14 protein-coding genes and 2 pseudogenes are annotated in these 13,983 nt (G+C 43.4%); 11 read left to right on the forward strand and 5 right to left on the reverse strand.

The window, feature by feature from the left end; all coding sequences use genetic code 11:
* The 5 genes and pseudogenes from AACT52_RS26675 to vapC all read left to right on the forward strand — a co-directional run.
* Positions 1–568, forward strand: a pseudogene (locus AACT52_RS26675) (hypothetical protein); the annotation flags it as partial.
* A 282-nt stretch (positions 569–850) separates the two neighbouring features.
* On the forward strand, positions 851–1,924 hold the full coding sequence (locus AACT52_RS26680) for a glycosyltransferase family 4 protein (RefSeq protein ID WP_073627454.1): 1,074 nt from the start codon (positions 851–853) through the stop codon (positions 1,922–1,924).
* Positions 1,925–2,031: 107 nt separating this feature from the next.
* Positions 2,032–2,958 (forward strand): S66 peptidase family protein, encoded by a 927-nt coding sequence (locus tag AACT52_RS26685; RefSeq protein ID WP_073627456.1) that lies wholly within the window; start codon positions 2,032–2,034, stop codon positions 2,956–2,958.
* Positions 2,959–3,056: 98 nt separating this feature from the next.
* A complete protein-coding gene (locus AACT52_RS26690) occupies positions 3,057–3,257 on the forward strand; it encodes a type II toxin-antitoxin system VapB family antitoxin (protein WP_073627458.1) in 201 nt (66 codons plus the stop codon).
* Entirely contained in the window at positions 3,254–3,655 is a 402-nt protein-coding gene (gene vapC, locus AACT52_RS26695) for a type II toxin-antitoxin system VapC family toxin (RefSeq protein ID WP_073627460.1), read from the forward strand. The genes AACT52_RS26690 and vapC overlap by 4 nt, the downstream gene beginning before the upstream one ends.
* On the opposite strand, the gene AACT52_RS41520 is transcribed toward vapC, so the two are convergent.
* Entirely contained in the window at positions 3,648–3,770 is a 123-nt protein-coding gene (locus tag AACT52_RS41520; protein WP_443216596.1) for a hypothetical protein, read from the reverse strand. The two genes, vapC and AACT52_RS41520, sit on opposite strands and share 8 nt — an antisense overlap.
* Here AACT52_RS41520 and AACT52_RS26700 point away from each other — a divergent pair.
* Positions 3,717–3,851, forward strand: a pseudogene (locus tag AACT52_RS26700) (LD-carboxypeptidase); the annotation flags it as partial. The gene AACT52_RS41520 and the pseudogene AACT52_RS26700 sit on opposite strands and share 54 nt — an antisense overlap.
* Positions 3,852–4,077: 226 nt before the next feature.
* Here AACT52_RS26700 and AACT52_RS26705 read toward each other — a convergent pair.
* Both AACT52_RS26705 and AACT52_RS26710 read right to left on the reverse strand, forming a co-directional pair.
* Entirely contained in the window at positions 4,078–4,341 is a 264-nt protein-coding gene (locus tag AACT52_RS26705) for a SemiSWEET family sugar transporter (RefSeq protein ID WP_073627462.1), read from the reverse strand.
* A 379-nt stretch (positions 4,342–4,720) separates the two neighbouring features.
* A complete protein-coding gene (locus tag AACT52_RS26710) occupies positions 4,721–6,796 on the reverse strand; it encodes a S9 family peptidase (protein ID WP_073627464.1) in 2,076 nt (691 codons plus the stop codon).
* A 255-nt stretch (positions 6,797–7,051) separates the two neighbouring features.
* On the opposite strand from AACT52_RS26710, the gene AACT52_RS26715 reads away from it, so the two are divergent.
* Positions 7,052–7,255, forward strand: coding sequence for a helix-turn-helix domain-containing protein (locus tag AACT52_RS26715; protein ID WP_339375005.1), 204 nt, complete (start codon positions 7,052–7,054; stop codon positions 7,253–7,255).
* The gene (locus AACT52_RS26720; RefSeq protein WP_233153786.1) at positions 7,215–7,463 is read left to right on the forward strand and encodes a hypothetical protein; all 249 of its coding nucleotides are present in this window, start codon (positions 7,215–7,217) and stop codon (positions 7,461–7,463) included. Before AACT52_RS26715 ends, AACT52_RS26720 begins: the two co-directional genes overlap by 41 nt.
* On the opposite strand, the gene AACT52_RS26725 is transcribed toward AACT52_RS26720, so the two are convergent.
* A complete protein-coding gene (locus tag AACT52_RS26725) occupies positions 7,458–7,586 on the reverse strand; it encodes a hypothetical protein (RefSeq protein ID WP_233153787.1) in 129 nt (42 codons plus the stop codon). The two genes, AACT52_RS26720 and AACT52_RS26725, sit on opposite strands and share 6 nt — an antisense overlap.
* A 146-nt stretch (positions 7,587–7,732) precedes the next feature.
* Entirely contained in the window at positions 7,733–9,325 is a 1,593-nt protein-coding gene (locus AACT52_RS26730; RefSeq protein WP_073627466.1) for a B12-binding domain-containing radical SAM protein, read from the reverse strand.
* 371 nt (positions 9,326–9,696) lie between these two features.
* Between AACT52_RS26730 and AACT52_RS26735 the strand changes: the two genes are divergently transcribed.
* From AACT52_RS26735 to AACT52_RS26745, 3 genes are all read left to right on the forward strand, one after another.
* Positions 9,697–9,897, forward strand: coding sequence for a hypothetical protein (locus tag AACT52_RS26735; RefSeq protein WP_073627468.1), 201 nt, complete (start codon positions 9,697–9,699; stop codon positions 9,895–9,897).
* Positions 9,898–10,504: 607 nt separating this feature from the next.
* Entirely contained in the window at positions 10,505–11,347 is an 843-nt protein-coding gene (locus AACT52_RS26740) for a hypothetical protein (protein WP_073627470.1), read from the forward strand.
* A gap of 219 nt (positions 11,348–11,566) precedes the next feature.
* Positions 11,567–13,576 carry an HAD family hydrolase gene (locus AACT52_RS26745; RefSeq protein ID WP_143172711.1) on the forward strand — a complete coding sequence of 670 codons (2,010 nt, stop codon included), beginning with the start codon at positions 11,567–11,569 and terminating at the stop codon, positions 13,574–13,576.
* The last annotated feature ends 407 nt before the right edge of the window (positions 13,577–13,983 follow it).

Genomic DNA, 13,983 nt, shown 5'->3' on the forward strand with positions numbered 1-13,983 from the left:
ACTGCCAAGGGATTTATTACCCGAAGCACTGGCTGCGGCAAAACTGATTCAGGATGAGTTATTTCGCGCCAGGGCACTAGCTGCCTTAGCCGACAAACTGCCATCCGTATTACCCGAAGCACTGGCTGCCGCAAAACTGATTCAGGATGAGGAATCTCGCGCCACGGCACTAGCAGCCTTAGCCGACAAACTGCCATCCGTATTACCCGAAGCACTGGCTGCCGCAAAACTGATTCAGGATGAGGAATCTCGCGCCACGGCACTAGCTGCCTTAGCCGACAAACTGCCATCCGTATTACCCGAAGCACTGGCTGCCGCAAAACTGATTCAGAATGAGTCAGATCGCGCCAGGGCACTAGCAGCCTTAGCTCTTTCTTTGTCAAAGAGACCAACAACTCTATTTTTTCCAGTCTGGGGGCAGACACTTCATGAGCTATCTCTCCGTACTCGTCAGAATTTATTGACAGACATAAAGACACTAGTTCCAGTTATTTTTGCATTAGGAGGTCAGGAAGCAATAGCAGAAGTGAGTTGTGCGATCTCAAATGTGGCACGATGGTGGCATTAACAATTCAAAATTCAAAATTCAAAATTCAAAATGAAAGACAGTTTGAGTATTGTAGGGTGGGCAGTGCTTACCCTATTTTGCCGACTACATCCGGGTTTTGCGTTCGCACTGCCCACCTTACGTGTTAAAGGTATGTAGTAGCGCTTTAGCGCTAAAGCGCTTACTACAAGCTAGCAATGTAAAGACTCGCCATGGCGCGTCTCTACACCATCACCAAATCTCACTAAAAATCCTTCACTGAACCGTATTGTTACATAAAGTGGTTAAAATTACCTGCTGCGGATGACTTCCAAACCTCTTAGACTCCTCTTTGTCTCCACGCCCGTTGGACCACTTGGGACTGGACTCGGTGGCGGTGTGGAATTGACTTTGTATAACATCGCCCAAGAAATGATCCGGCGCGGTCATCAACTGCAAATCGTTGCCCCTTCTGGTTCCACATGGGATTCTCTACCAATTGTGCAAATTCCTGGCAATTTACAAATCATTGCCCAAAGTCAGGAACGCACAGATCCTATAACCATGCCAGAAAATTCCGTGCTGGCGAATATGTGGGACTATGCACGACAAATTCAAAGTGAGTACGATTTGATTGTCAACTTTGCTTATGATTGGTTGCCATTGTATTTAACACCTTTTTTTCAACGTCCCATCGCCCACTTAATTAGCATGGGTTCGCTGAGTAACGCTTTAGACCAAATTATCAAACAAGTTGCAAAGCAGTTTCCTGGTACGATTGGCTTTCATAGCCTCGCACAAGCTGCCACTTTCACTCTTGACGAGCAGTTTTTTTGTTTAAGTAATGGAATTGATGTATCGCAGTATGAGTTTTGCGCCCAACCAAAACAACAGTTAGCTTGGGTAGGTCGAATTTCCCCAGAGAAAGGTTTGGAAGATGCGGTATCTGTAGCAGAAATTACCAACATTCCATTAAAAATTATGGGTAAACTCCAAGATGAATCATACTGGCAGCAGATTTGCCAGAATTACCCAAATGCATCTTTTGAGTATTTAGGATTTTTATCAACTTCCCAAATGCAGCAAGTTGTGCGCGAGTGTCGCGCGTTGTTGATGACACACCGTTGGGTGGAAGCATTCGGAAATGTCGCAATAGAAGCACTAGCCTGTGGAGTTCCCGTGATTTCCTATCGTCGCGGTGGTCCAGCGGAAATCGTTAAAGATGGCAAAACGGGGTTTTTGGTAGAACCTGATAGTATTCCTGGGTTAGTCGATGCTGTTTCCCGCTTGGATGAAATCAACCGTCACACCTGTCGCGCATCCGCAGAAACCGAATTTTCTCTGGAAGCTTTGGGCGATCGCTTTGAACAATGGTTCATGCAAATTTTAAACTTTTGATTTTCGCCTCTTAAGTCACTTGTCAATTAACTTGTACTGCCGAACTTTTTCTTTGCGTCTACAGCCTAGAGCGCCAGACAAAATAATATATATGCAAGGGTCTATTCATGCAATCCAAAATCCAAAATCTAAAATCTAAAATTGTTCCACCACCTCTCAAACCTGGTGACTTACTACAAGTCATTGCGCCAAGTGGTGCTTTGCGAGAATTTGAGGCTTTCCAAAAAGGAGTGGAAATTTGGCGATCGCGTGGTTATCAAGTAGAAATAATACTAGAGATAGATGACAAATGGGGATATTTAGCAGGTAAAGACGAACAACGTCGCGATCGCCTAGCAACAGCATGGAAGGAACCAGAGTGTCGCGGTATTCTCTGTGCTAGAGGCGGTTTCGGCAGTACCCGCATTTTAGAAAATTGGACTTGGCAGGATTCAGAAAACTCAGCACTTCCAAAATGGCTCATTGGCTTTTCTGACATCACTGCGCTTTTGTGGAGCCTTTACACAGCACGAATTTCCAGCGTTCACGCTCCCGTACTGACAACTCTCGCCTCAGAACCAGATTGGTCAATTGAAAGGTTATTTGATTGCGTAGAAGGTCGCCCTCTTGCACCCTTGGAAGGTTCTGGTTGGGGTGGAGGTGTTGCAACTGGTATCCTATTACCAGGTAATCTTACAGTGGCAACCCATCTTCTCGGTACGCCAATGCTACCAGATATCAATGGTGTAATTTTGGCATTCGAGGATGTGACAGAAGCTCCCTACCGCATCGACCGAATGCTGACACAGTGGCGGATGAGTGGCGCTTTATCAAAAGTCCGTGGGATTGCATTGGGTAGCTTTAGCCGTTGTGAACCGCCGCCAAACGTTCCCAGCTTTAGTGTTGAGGAAGTGTTGCGCGATCGCTTGGGTGATTTGGGTATTCCCATTGTCTCCGACTTGCCTTTTGGTCATGATGGACCGAATGCAGCGTTACCAGTTGGTGTATTGGCAACTTTGGATGCAGACCAAGGTATTTTGAGTTTGGGAGGCTAAGCTGTTAAGAAGTCTTTAACAGCTCTTTACCCTTTGAAACGCCTGTAGACTGAGCAGTCAAATTTTGATAGTGTAGCAGTTTCGCCAAAAGCAAGTGCATGACCATCAATCTCGAAATAGACGAAGCTTTAATCCAAGAAGCTCTAGCCCTTGGAAATCAACAAACAGAGCGTGATGTGGTCGAAGAAGCATTGCGCGAATATGTGCAACGTCGCAAGCAACTTAAGGTATTGGATTTGTTTGGAACAATAGACTACCACGAAGATTACAACTACAAACAGCAGAGAAGGCTGCAATGAGAGTTGTTGTGGACACGTCCGTATGGTCATTGGCACTACGGCGAAATACTCCATCACAAGCAATGCCTGTTGTCAACCAGTTGCGCGATTTAATTGTTGATGGTCGAGTCGTTTTGTTAGGGGCTGTGCGGCAAGAGGTGCTTTCAGGAATTCGTCATGTTGAACAGTTTACTCGCTTGAGGAACTACCTTCGTGCCTTTGGTGACCTAGAGTTAACAACCGAAGACTACGAGTTAGCTGCTGAGTTTTACAATACTTGCCGGACACATGGCATCCAAGGGGCGAACACTGATTTTCTACTCTGTGCAGTTGCCCACAATCGTGACTGGTGCATTATGACAATAGATAAGGATTTTGAGAGTTTTCAAGCGTATATCCCTGTTCGTTTATTTAGCTAAATTGGGTAGAAGCCCCTGACTCACCCGAACTAAGTTCTTCGGACATATTACGCAAACGGGCGATCGCTTGGGTGATTTGGGTATTCCCGTCGTCTCCGACTTGCCTTTTGGTCATGATGGACCGAATGCAGCTTTACCAGTAGGTGTGAAGGTCACTTTAGATGCGGAACAGGGAATATTAGATATTATCCAATAGATGCATTACTGTATTAGAGGATGTTTGGAAAGTGTAGTTTTGTACCAAAATTTATCAATGATCCCCCTAAATCCCCCTTAAAAAGGGGGACTTTTACCCCCCTTTTTAAGGGGGGCTGGGGGGATCAAATAAAAACTTTGATACTTCTCAAAGATCCTCTTAGGCATTAGCCAACAAAATATCTCTAAACTCTCAAATCGGTTGGCTCTTAGCCTTGCTTAATAGATTATTTATTTCTATAATAAATTGCCAATAATGTTACAGCACCACAAGCAATAAAACTAATTAAATTACCGTACATCAAAATCCAATCATTTTGGTAATATCCATAGAAAATACTGTTAAATTGAATAAAATTAAAGCCAGCAAAAGTTATTAAAGAAATATTTCTAGCACTTTGAGTTTTGAGAATTCTAATGGCTTGTGGAACAAATAAACTAGCATTGAATATAAATCCTAAGCCAAATAAAAAAGTGACTATTTCTTTCATGTTTACTATATCGCATACTTTGGAATTAAAAATATTGAAATAATTTTTATCTGAGTTTGAAATGATTTCATCTGTGATCCGATGTAGTGTTTGGTACGCCTAAAAATAAAACTTGGGAAGCTAAGCTGCCAGTGTAAAATTCTAATGGTGCAACAGTTTCGCCAAGGCACTCCGCGCTCTAATCTTTACCTTTGAGACGTTAGCTTGTTGGCTTGTTCCCAGTCAAAGACTGGGAATACTATTGGCTGGCTCTGCCTGCTTTACTTGCTCAACCGCCCCAACCGCATTTCCAGGTGAAACCACCGAAACGAGATTTTAGAAGGGTTTTGGCTTAAGTTGACACCAATGAACATTGTTATGTCCCTACAAACCACTGTACTTAGCTTCCACTGGATTCTAAACCTAGCCTATCTAAAACAAAGGCATATTCAAAAGCCAATTCTTTCAAGCTTTCATAACGCCCAGATGCGCCGCCATGTCCTGCACCCATGTTGGTTTTAAGCAGGAGAATGTTGTTATCTGTTTTCAGTTCTCGTAGTTTTGCCGTCCATTTGGCTGGTTCCCAATATTTGACGCGAGAATCATTCAAGCCAGCGACGATCAGGGTATCTGGGTAATCCTTCGCCTCGACGTTATCGTACGGCGAGTAGGACTTCATGTAGTCGTAATAAACTTTGTCGTTGGGATTACCCCATTCTTCCCATTCCATAGCTGACAGCGGTAGGGAGGTATCCAGTATAGTCGTCACTACGTCTACAAAGGGTACATCAGCAACGACGACTTTGAAAAGGTCGGGACGCATATTCATAACTGCTCCCATCAATAAACCGCCTGCACTCCCGCCGGAAATGGCAAGGCGATCGCTCGATGTCCACTTTTCGCCAATCAAATATTCTGCACAGGCAATAAAATCGGTGAAGGTGTTCTTTTTCTTCAAGAACTTGCCATCTTCATACCACTTGCGCCCCATTTCTTCGCCGCCACGAATATGTGCAACAGCAAACACTATCCCACGATCTAGCAGCGCAAGTCGATTGGAAGAAAAAGACGCCGGGTAAGATGCACCATAAGAACCGTATCCTGTAAGATACAAAGGATTTTTACCATCTTTTTTGATTCCCTGTTTGTAAACGATGGATATGGGAATTTGCGTACCGTCTTTGGCGGTAGCCATCAGCCACTCACTCTTATACTGAGTTCTGTCGTAGCCACCGAGAACTTCCGTTTCTTTTTTCAACTCCCGTTCATTTGTTTCCATGTCATAGTCAAACACAGATTGCGGAGTGATGAAAGAGGTGTAATTGAACCGCAAAATAGTCGTGTTAAATTCCGGGTTACTGCTTTCGTAAAAATTGTAGGTTGGCTCTGGAAAGGTAATGTTATGTTCCTCTCCTGTCGATAAATTTTGCACTCGCCCAATTGGCAATCCACCCTTTCTTTCGTAAATTACCATGTGATTGGCAAACAGGCTAACACCTGAGAGCAAGACATCTTCACGATGGGGAATAACAGTCTGCCAATTCTCTTTGGCTGGGGACGCTACCGAGGTTTTCATCAGTTTAAAGTTGATTGCCTCTTCATTTGTAACAATGTAAAAGTCATCACTGTGATGGTCAACGTCGTATAGCACCCCGGTATGTCGTGGGTGGATTAATTGAAAAGAGCCGATGGGATTATTAGCATCCAAATAGTAAACTTCTGATGTAATTGTGCTACCCACACTCATCAAAATGTATGCCTGACTCCGGGTTTTCCCAACATATAAATGGTAAGCATCATCCGGTTCTTGGTAAATCAGAGCATCTTCATCAACAGAATTGCCTAAAGTGTGCCGAAATAGTTGGAAGGGACGGTTTGCCTCATCAATTTTGGTGTAGAATACTGTCTGATTATCATTACCCCAAGCCAAAGAATAATTAGTTTCAGAAATGCTTTCTGGGTATAATTCAAATGTCCTAAGGTCAAGAAAGAAAAGCGTGTATTCCTCAGCACCACTGGTATCAATGGAATAAGCTAAGATTTGATGATTAGGGCTAACTTGCAATACACCTAAGCTCAAAAATTCATGCTCTTTTGCTAGTTCATTTTGATCTAGCAGCACTTGTTCGGGAGCGTCGAGACTGCCCTTTTTACGGCAGAAAATTGGGTAAGCTTTTCCTTCTTCAGTACGGGAATAATAATAATAGTCATCTTTACGGTATGGCACTGACAAATCGGTTTCTTTAATCCGACTAAGCATTTCCTCGTAAAGTTTTGTTTGCAGCGCTTCAGTGTGCTGCATCATCGCATTGGTGTAAGCGTTCTCAGCTTCCAGATAAGCGATAACTTTCGGATTGTTCTGCTCACGCATCCAAAAGTAGTTGTCAACTCGCTGCTCTCCGTGCAATTCCAATACTTGCGGCTGTTTTTCGGCGATGGGTGGAGTCACTGTAGTTTGTAAATCATGTTCGTTCATTTTTCTTAACTTTAACTAATTGGGGAGCTTGAGGGGCTATAAGTCCCCCACTATACCGCGCAAGCGGTTAGTGGTGGTTGTTGGAACCCCGAACAGGCAATTTTAGGGGTATGCGCCCTTGGCGCACGCGCAAAGCGCAAAGCGCTCAGCATGAGCGTAAGTCCTGCGGAGGCTTGTGCCAACGCGAACGATGCCCCTGAAATTGCCAATAGATAAGAGCTTACTGCTAGGTAGGTGTTGTGGTAAATTACTTTTATGCTGACAATGAACTTCACCTATCGAATTTACCCCGACGCTATCCAACAACAACTCATGCAGTCCTGGTTGGAGACGTGTCGATTTGTCTACAACCGTGCCTTGCGCGAGCTGAAAGACTGGATTGCGTCTAGAAAAAGTTTGCTCTTATCGGTGTTCGCTGGTGAAGGAATATATAATTCCAGCCAATACCCCGTTTCCTAGTTATCAGCGTCAGCAAAATGACTTGCCCAAACTGAAGAAAGAGATTCCAGAACTCTCGCAAGTTTATTCTCAAGTTCTGCAAACAACAGTACGTCGCTTGCACGATACTTGGGATGCATTTCAAGCCAGAGGATTTGGGTTTCCTCGCTTCAAAAAGTTTGGGGGAGGATGTCACTTCAATGTGCAGCTACTATCTTCGCATTCATGATGAACCTAAAATACCTGGAAAAATCCAAAGTATACTTTTTCCTAGTCTCAACCATGCCCAAAAGGCGTAGCAGCCAGAAATTTCTCCTAAAGCAGCAACTAAGAAGAAAACAAGCGTTTGCATTTTCGGCTTGAGGTTTAAAGCCGATATTATATTACACTATGGCACCGCTATAAACTAGGGTGTTTATTCAAAGCAGAGCCATAATAACATCAACACAGTTAGGGAAACCATGAGCGATCAGCTATTATCTATAGTTAACTATCTAGCTAACTAGCTATAGCGCTAACTTTCTCATTCTCATTCACCATTTCATATGGTTTTTCTGCGCCTTGTGCTAGATATTCAGCCAACTGAGATTCTATTTGCTCGCGTACAATTTGGCGATACTCTAAGAAATGCTCATTGTGGGCGCAGGTAGCAAGGTAATGCTCTGCAACGCTGGGATTACGCTTGATTATGCTAAACAAGTGGTGCCAGAACTTCCAGCGAGTTTCCCGTTTTATCCCTTGTCTCCAGATAACAATCAGTAAGGCTTTCACAACAATCCACTCTGGCATTTTAGACGGCGCTTTCCAACTCGGCGCACCCATCATCAGGAAACAGCGGTAGGTGCGATCCAAGTACTGCACCGGGTCGTATAAAGTACAAAACGCCTCAACATATTCTCTGGCAATGTCTTCTAGGGGACGGGTGGGGATAAAGTTCATCAAAGTGGTTTGGTTGATGTTTCCATCTTTGTTTTCCCGCAGTCGTCCTTCTTTCTTGAGACGGTGCCAAAGAGCAGTGTTTGGTAGTGCTTGTAACATGGAAAAGGTCGTAGAGGGAATTGCTGCAAGTTCTGCAAAGCGGACAATGCGATCGCCTGCGCCTGGTTTTTCGCCATCAAAACCAATAATAAACCCAGCCATTGGACGCAACCCAGCTTTGATGATGCTTTGCACTGCCTCAGTCAGCGAACTACGGGTATTTTGAAACTTCTTCGTGAGTTGCAAACTCTCCTCATCTGGTGTTTCAATTCCCAAAAACACTGCCGCAAAACCGCACTCAACCATCAACTCCATTAATTCTGGATCTTGCGCGAGATCAATCGAAGCTTCGGTGTCAAACCGGAATGGATACTGGTGTTCTGCCATCCAAACTTTTAACTCTTTAAGCAACAACTTGACATTGCGCTTGTTGCCGATAAAGTTGTCGTCCACCATAAAAATACCGCGCCGCCAACCCAACTTGTAGAGGTAATCTAACTCTGCCAACACTTGTGCCGGAGTTTTGGTACGCGGTTTGCGTCCGTAGAGAACAATAATGTCGCAAAATTCGCACTGGAAAGGGCAACCCCGCGAAAACTGAATCGACATCATGTCGTAAGCATCAAAGTCTAGCAAATCAAAGCGGGGTATTGGGGTGCTTGTCACATCCGGTTTTTCTGTAGCCCGGAAAATCCCAGAAATTTCACCTCGTTCAATTGCTGCAACAAACATCGGTAGGGTAATTTCCCCTTCATCCAGAATCATAAAATCTGCACCTACTCCCTGAACTTCGTGAGGTACAGAGGTGGGGTAAGGACCGCCCACAGCAACTAACTTACCACGTTGCTTTGCTTCGCGAATTTGCTCTAGTAAATCTTGTTTTTGAACTATCATCGCTGAGAAAATTACCACATCTGCCCAAGCCCATTCTTCTTCTGTCACTGGGCGGATGTTGCGATCAACCACCTTAAATTCCCATTCTTGAGGCAAAATTGCTGCGACTGTCACCAAACCCAAGGGTGGTAACAAAACCTTGCGGTCAACTAATTGCAATATTTTTTCATAAGACCAAAACGTTTTGGGAAAAATAGGATAAACCAATAAAACTCGCATAAACCGTCAAACCTCACACTCTAAGTGTTATTTCACTTTAACTAAATTAAAAGTTTATTGAGGTATTGACGAAATTGTCTTAATTAAAGTTTCTATTTTTATTAGGACTTACGCAAGAACTTTCTAAAACTCTTATTTCTTAGTGTCCTTTGTGTTTTAGCCTTGTCCTAACGGACACCCACTCGCCTTCAGCACGCCACTTGGTGTCTAGGCGGTTCGTTTCTTCATAATACATGCCTAAGTTCTATTTATTTTTAATTAGAAGAGAAAACAGTAAATTCTTATTATAAAAAACGAATAATATGCATCCTTCCTAACCGAGATATGCTCTACAGAGGACTGGTAAGCAATTTGGAAAAAGAGAAGCCCTGATGCGAGCAAGCATCCTGGCTGCTCACAGTCATGCAAATGAAAGGCACAACATAACACTATATTATCTATCGCTAGAGGCAAGGCAGGCAAAGCGATCGCCGTTTGCGGAGCGTGCGCTTTCCCCTCAGGCGATCGCTTTGCCCATCGCTCTTGAGGCGCTGTTCCTTGCCCAATCACCTGCATTAGCACGAAAAATTTAAAACTGCATCTACCTAAAAAACTTTAACTTAACCTAAAATTACTTTTTTGTCAATAGCTAACTCCTAAAATTACGAATACCGACATATATTCCATTATGAATCTAAAAAATCTGTAAATAAAACAAATCTTGATTGACCTGGTATTTACACGGGTATTAATATCATATACAGATGCAAATTTATAAATTGCATATACATAGATATAAATATGTAAGTATTAAGTACAAATTCATTTTTTTGTGAAGCCTCATCACTTCATAATTCAACATGAAAGTACCAAATACAGACGACTGAGATATAGTTAAAACTTTTCATTGACCAGAAAAATTTGGGAGAACGAAGAAATTAACTATTAGGAACTCATTTCTAAGGAAAACGGCACGAATAAGTTACCTTTTTTAATAGCTGAAAGTCCTGTCAATCAAGGCTTACATTTTTTCAAATAGGTAAGTTATTTGTGGGCAACTACTAAGCTTATATCTAGTATAAAGTCTCATGCGACCTGAAATAATATCAGGCTGGGTAGGATTGCAGCCAGCAATCTACAAATCCAAGCCTGACTGCAGGTATATTCCTAACTATTCTTGTTTTGTGTGAGGATTAATAAATGGTAAACATCGGCTATCATACTGCTAAATTTCAAGGGCAATTTATTCGTTCTCTTTATAGAAATGTAGTTGTTAAGTTGGTCAACCTTCCTATCAAACAAAATCGAAAAGCTCCGATAAAGGTCTATTCTTTATCATGTGAGCGCGATTTGCCAGAACAAGTGGTAAGTATTCGGTCATTCATCCGTCATGTCGGCATTCCAGATACATTCACTGTTATTTCTGATGGTAGCTACACTGACGATAGTTGTCGTTTACTGCGCCGCATACATCCCTGTGTTGAGGTGGTGCCTTTAAAAGAACTTCTTAGAAGCGATCTGCCTCAATGTGTTTCTGAATATGCCCAACTGCATGCAATGGGCAGAAAGTTGTCGGCATTAATGTCAATTCCTGTAGATGGTCCAACTATCTACACAGATTCAGATATTTTATTTTTCCCAGGTGGAATTGACTTAGTTGAGTTAGCTACTCCGGACGATAAATACACTAGATATTTACCTGATTGCTCTAATTCACTGGATGAGAGAATCATTTACGATGATTCCGAGAAATTAAATCCAATCAATGCTGGATTTATTTTATTCAAGCACGAGTTGGATTGGAGTTTCGCTATTGAACGCTTGGCGAATATTAAAGGAGTGCCTGGATATTTTACTGAACAAACAGTGGTGCATTTGACAATTCACCATAATCAGGGCAAGCCTCTGTGCTCGCAACGATATATTCTTAATGTAGAAGACCAGTTCATTTATCCAGATAAATTTGCTAGTAAAGAAATTGCTTTAAGACATTACGTTAGGGATGTCAGACACAAGTTTTGGTTTAATTTAGCGTTCACTTAATGGTAGCGTGAATATTTCTTGGATTAGCCGACAGGCTAAACAAACTAAGCCTACCTGTGTAGGCTAATTTCTACAGGCTGCAAAGGCAGCCTTTGTTAGTGTGTCCGTATCCGCACCATGCGCGGGTGACGGATACTGTTAAGCGACACGTATTGGATGGTAAGTGTCGCAACTGGTGTTGCTTGCTTAATTTTTACTAAAAACAAATACATTAATACAATGCATATCTCTTCATTTGATGTCTTTGACACCGTTCTGACGCGAGTTGTCGGAACACCAAAAGCATTCTTTCTCCTGCTAGGTAAGCAACTTGCAGCTCAATCGCTAATTAACTGCACGCCTGAAGCCTTCGTTCATGCTCGCACTACAGCCGAGTTCCGGGCTTACGCAAATCTAGGTGAAAAATATTCTTTGCACCAAATCTACACAGAACTTGCGATCGCGCTGCGACTCACTGATGAGCAACGCGAAAAAATCATGCACCTAGAATGTGCCTTGGAGTCTCAACTGATTCGCCCGATTCCGATTGCAAGGGAAATTATACAGGCAGCCCGTAACAAAAGCAAGCGTGTAGTTTTCGTGTCCGATATGTATTTGCCTGCTGAGTTCATCAAAGAGCAGTTAGTACGTCATTCATTTTGGGTAGATGGTGATCTGCTGTATGTATCTAATGAATACGGAAAATCGAAGGCAACAGGTCAACTTTTCCGAGAATTGCTCAGTCGTGAGGGTGTTTCGCCTGCCGAAGTATCTCATTATGGTAATGATCTACGCGTTGATGTTGAGGGTGCCAAAAAAGTCGGGTTGAAAGCTCAACATTTTTCCGAAGGCAACCTGAATCGATATGAACAAAAACTCGAGTCTCATTCCTACGCCACAGAGGGTTTATCTTCTGCTATGGCTGGTGCTTCTAGGCTAGTCCGTTTGCAAGTCCCGGTGTCGTCCTCAAAAGAAGAGGCTTTGCGTGATGTCGCTGCTGGCGTGGTGGCTCCTACATTAGTCGGCTATGTTCTCTGGGTACTCCAACAGGCTCAGCTAATGGGTTTAAAAAAGCTCTACTTTGTATCGAGAGATGGTCAAATTTTGCTGGAAATAGCGCGTAGATTAATCGGTAAGCTCAACTTTTCTTGCGAGCTTCGTTATATCTATGGCAGCAGACTATCGTGGAATCTACCAGCCGTCGTCAGTCTTGATCAACAACAGGCACTCGAGATGCTGAAAAGACCAAGCTGGATTTTGGATGGCACGAGTACCCTCTCTATTCGAGACTTTCTGGCGCGGGTTTCTATTGCTCCGGAAGAGATTCGTGATAGCTTGGCTGCTATTGGATTCAAAGAAAAAGATTGGTTCCGAATTCTTAGTAGGCAGGAGGTGCAGGGATTGCACCCAGTGCTTGACAAGCACGAAGTCAGTGAACTCATTCTTGAGAAAGCACAACAGAAGCAACAAGTTCTGATGAAATACCTGGAGCAAGAGGGAGTGCTTGACTCAACGCCAAAGGGGTTAGTTGATGTAGGTTGGTTTGGCAGCTCGTATGATTCCCTAGCCGCACTTGTGAATGCCAACGGTGGCACACTCGATGTGGGTCTATTTTATGGTCTCAAGAGTAACTCCCAGGGCAATCAATCTGACTCTAAGAAAGGCTATTTCTTTGATCAGCGGACAAAAACTGGCTTCAAAGACGTTTTACCTGAGTTGGGTATTGTTCCTCTGGAAATGTTTTGTAGTGCAGATCATGGTACCGTGCTCAGCTTCATGGAGGAAGGTGAACAAGTTCGACCGGTTTTTAAGGAGGAACGTAATCAAAGGATCATCGACTGGGGACTACCAGTTGTTAGGAAGGCAGTTTACTGTTTTACAGAGAATTTGCTACTTGATGCCTGCTTAGTGAATCCTTGGGCAGATGTGCGCGAAGCTTCTGCAGATGTCCTTCAATCGTTTTGGTTGAACCCTTCTGAGACAGAGGCAAAGGCTTGGGGTGATTTTCCCTGGGAGGCTGGTCATAGTGAGAAGACTAACTCTCTTGCCCAATCCTACTCTTGGATAAACGTTGCTAAATCTTTTTTGACTGCGAGATTCGCTTATAACCAGGGTTTATGGTTTGAAGCATCAGTAGCCCAAAGTGCCCCACCAGTGCGAAAAGCAATACAAGGTTTTCTCCGCTATCGGCGCTTGCTCCAGGCTATCAAGTCCAAGGTTTCCACAAAAGTTCTTCTCCGTAAAGCTTAGTAGTCTATGTCATTAATTATGATGGTTGTATGATTTCGTAGAAGGACTTTAGTCCTAGGCTCATTGAGCGCTGTTGGCGCTCATCTGCGTTCATATCAAAACTAATGCGGTTAACCACTAGTGGTCTGTTTCATTAATTCTAATGGGTTACAAGATCCCCGACTTCGTAAAAGTTGTCGGGGATCTGACCCCTACGACATGTCAAAATTAATGACATGAACCACTAGTCTGTCAATTTTGAGTTAAGAACGAGAACCCTTTAATTGCCTACAGTACGAAGACCCCACCCCTAACCCCTCCCCCTTCGGGTATGCCTTCGGCACGTCTTCGACGAACGCCAGTTGCCTGCGGAGGGAAACCCTCCTGCAGCACTGGTCTCACCGCAAGCGAGGAGGGGAATAGTAAGT

Source organism: Scytonema sp. HK-05 (assembly GCF_963872035.1).
In the GTDB taxonomy this organism is placed as follows: domain Bacteria; phylum Cyanobacteriota; class Cyanobacteriia; order Cyanobacteriales; family Nostocaceae; genus Kalymmatonema.

Bases quoted from the DNA above. Each gene is read 5' to 3' on its own strand.
- AACT52_RS26680 (WP_073627454.1), top strand. From the start codon at position 851: ATGACTTCCAAACCTCTTAGACTCCTCTTTGTCTCCACGCCCGTTGGA.
- AACT52_RS26685 (WP_073627456.1), top strand. From the start codon at position 2,032: ATGCAATCCAAAATCCAAAATCTAAAATCTAAAATTGTTCCACCACCT.
- AACT52_RS26690 (WP_073627458.1), top strand. From the start codon at position 3,057: ATGACCATCAATCTCGAAATAGACGAAGCTTTAATCCAAGAAGCTCTA.
- vapC (WP_073627460.1), top strand. From the start codon at position 3,254: ATGAGAGTTGTTGTGGACACGTCCGTATGGTCATTGGCACTACGGCGA.
- AACT52_RS41520 (WP_443216596.1), bottom strand. From the start codon at position 3,770: ATGACCAAAAGGCAAGTCGGAGACGACGGGAATACCCAAATCACCCAA.
- AACT52_RS26705 (WP_073627462.1), bottom strand. From the start codon at position 4,341: ATGAAAGAAATAGTCACTTTTTTATTTGGCTTAGGATTTATATTCAAT.
- AACT52_RS26710 (WP_073627464.1), bottom strand. From the start codon at position 6,796: ATGAACGAACATGATTTACAAACTACAGTGACTCCACCCATCGCCGAA.
- AACT52_RS26715 (WP_339375005.1), top strand. From the start codon at position 7,052: ATGCTGACAATGAACTTCACCTATCGAATTTACCCCGACGCTATCCAA.
- AACT52_RS26725 (WP_233153787.1), bottom strand. From the start codon at position 7,586: ATGCAAACGCTTGTTTTCTTCTTAGTTGCTGCTTTAGGAGAAATTTCT.
- AACT52_RS26730 (WP_073627466.1), bottom strand. From the start codon at position 9,325: ATGCGAGTTTTATTGGTTTATCCTATTTTTCCCAAAACGTTTTGGTCT.
- AACT52_RS26735 (WP_073627468.1), top strand. From the start codon at position 9,697: ATGCGAGCAAGCATCCTGGCTGCTCACAGTCATGCAAATGAAAGGCAC.
- AACT52_RS26740 (WP_073627470.1), top strand. From the start codon at position 10,505: ATGGTAAACATCGGCTATCATACTGCTAAATTTCAAGGGCAATTTATT.
- AACT52_RS26745 (WP_143172711.1), top strand. From the start codon at position 11,567: ATGCATATCTCTTCATTTGATGTCTTTGACACCGTTCTGACGCGAGTT.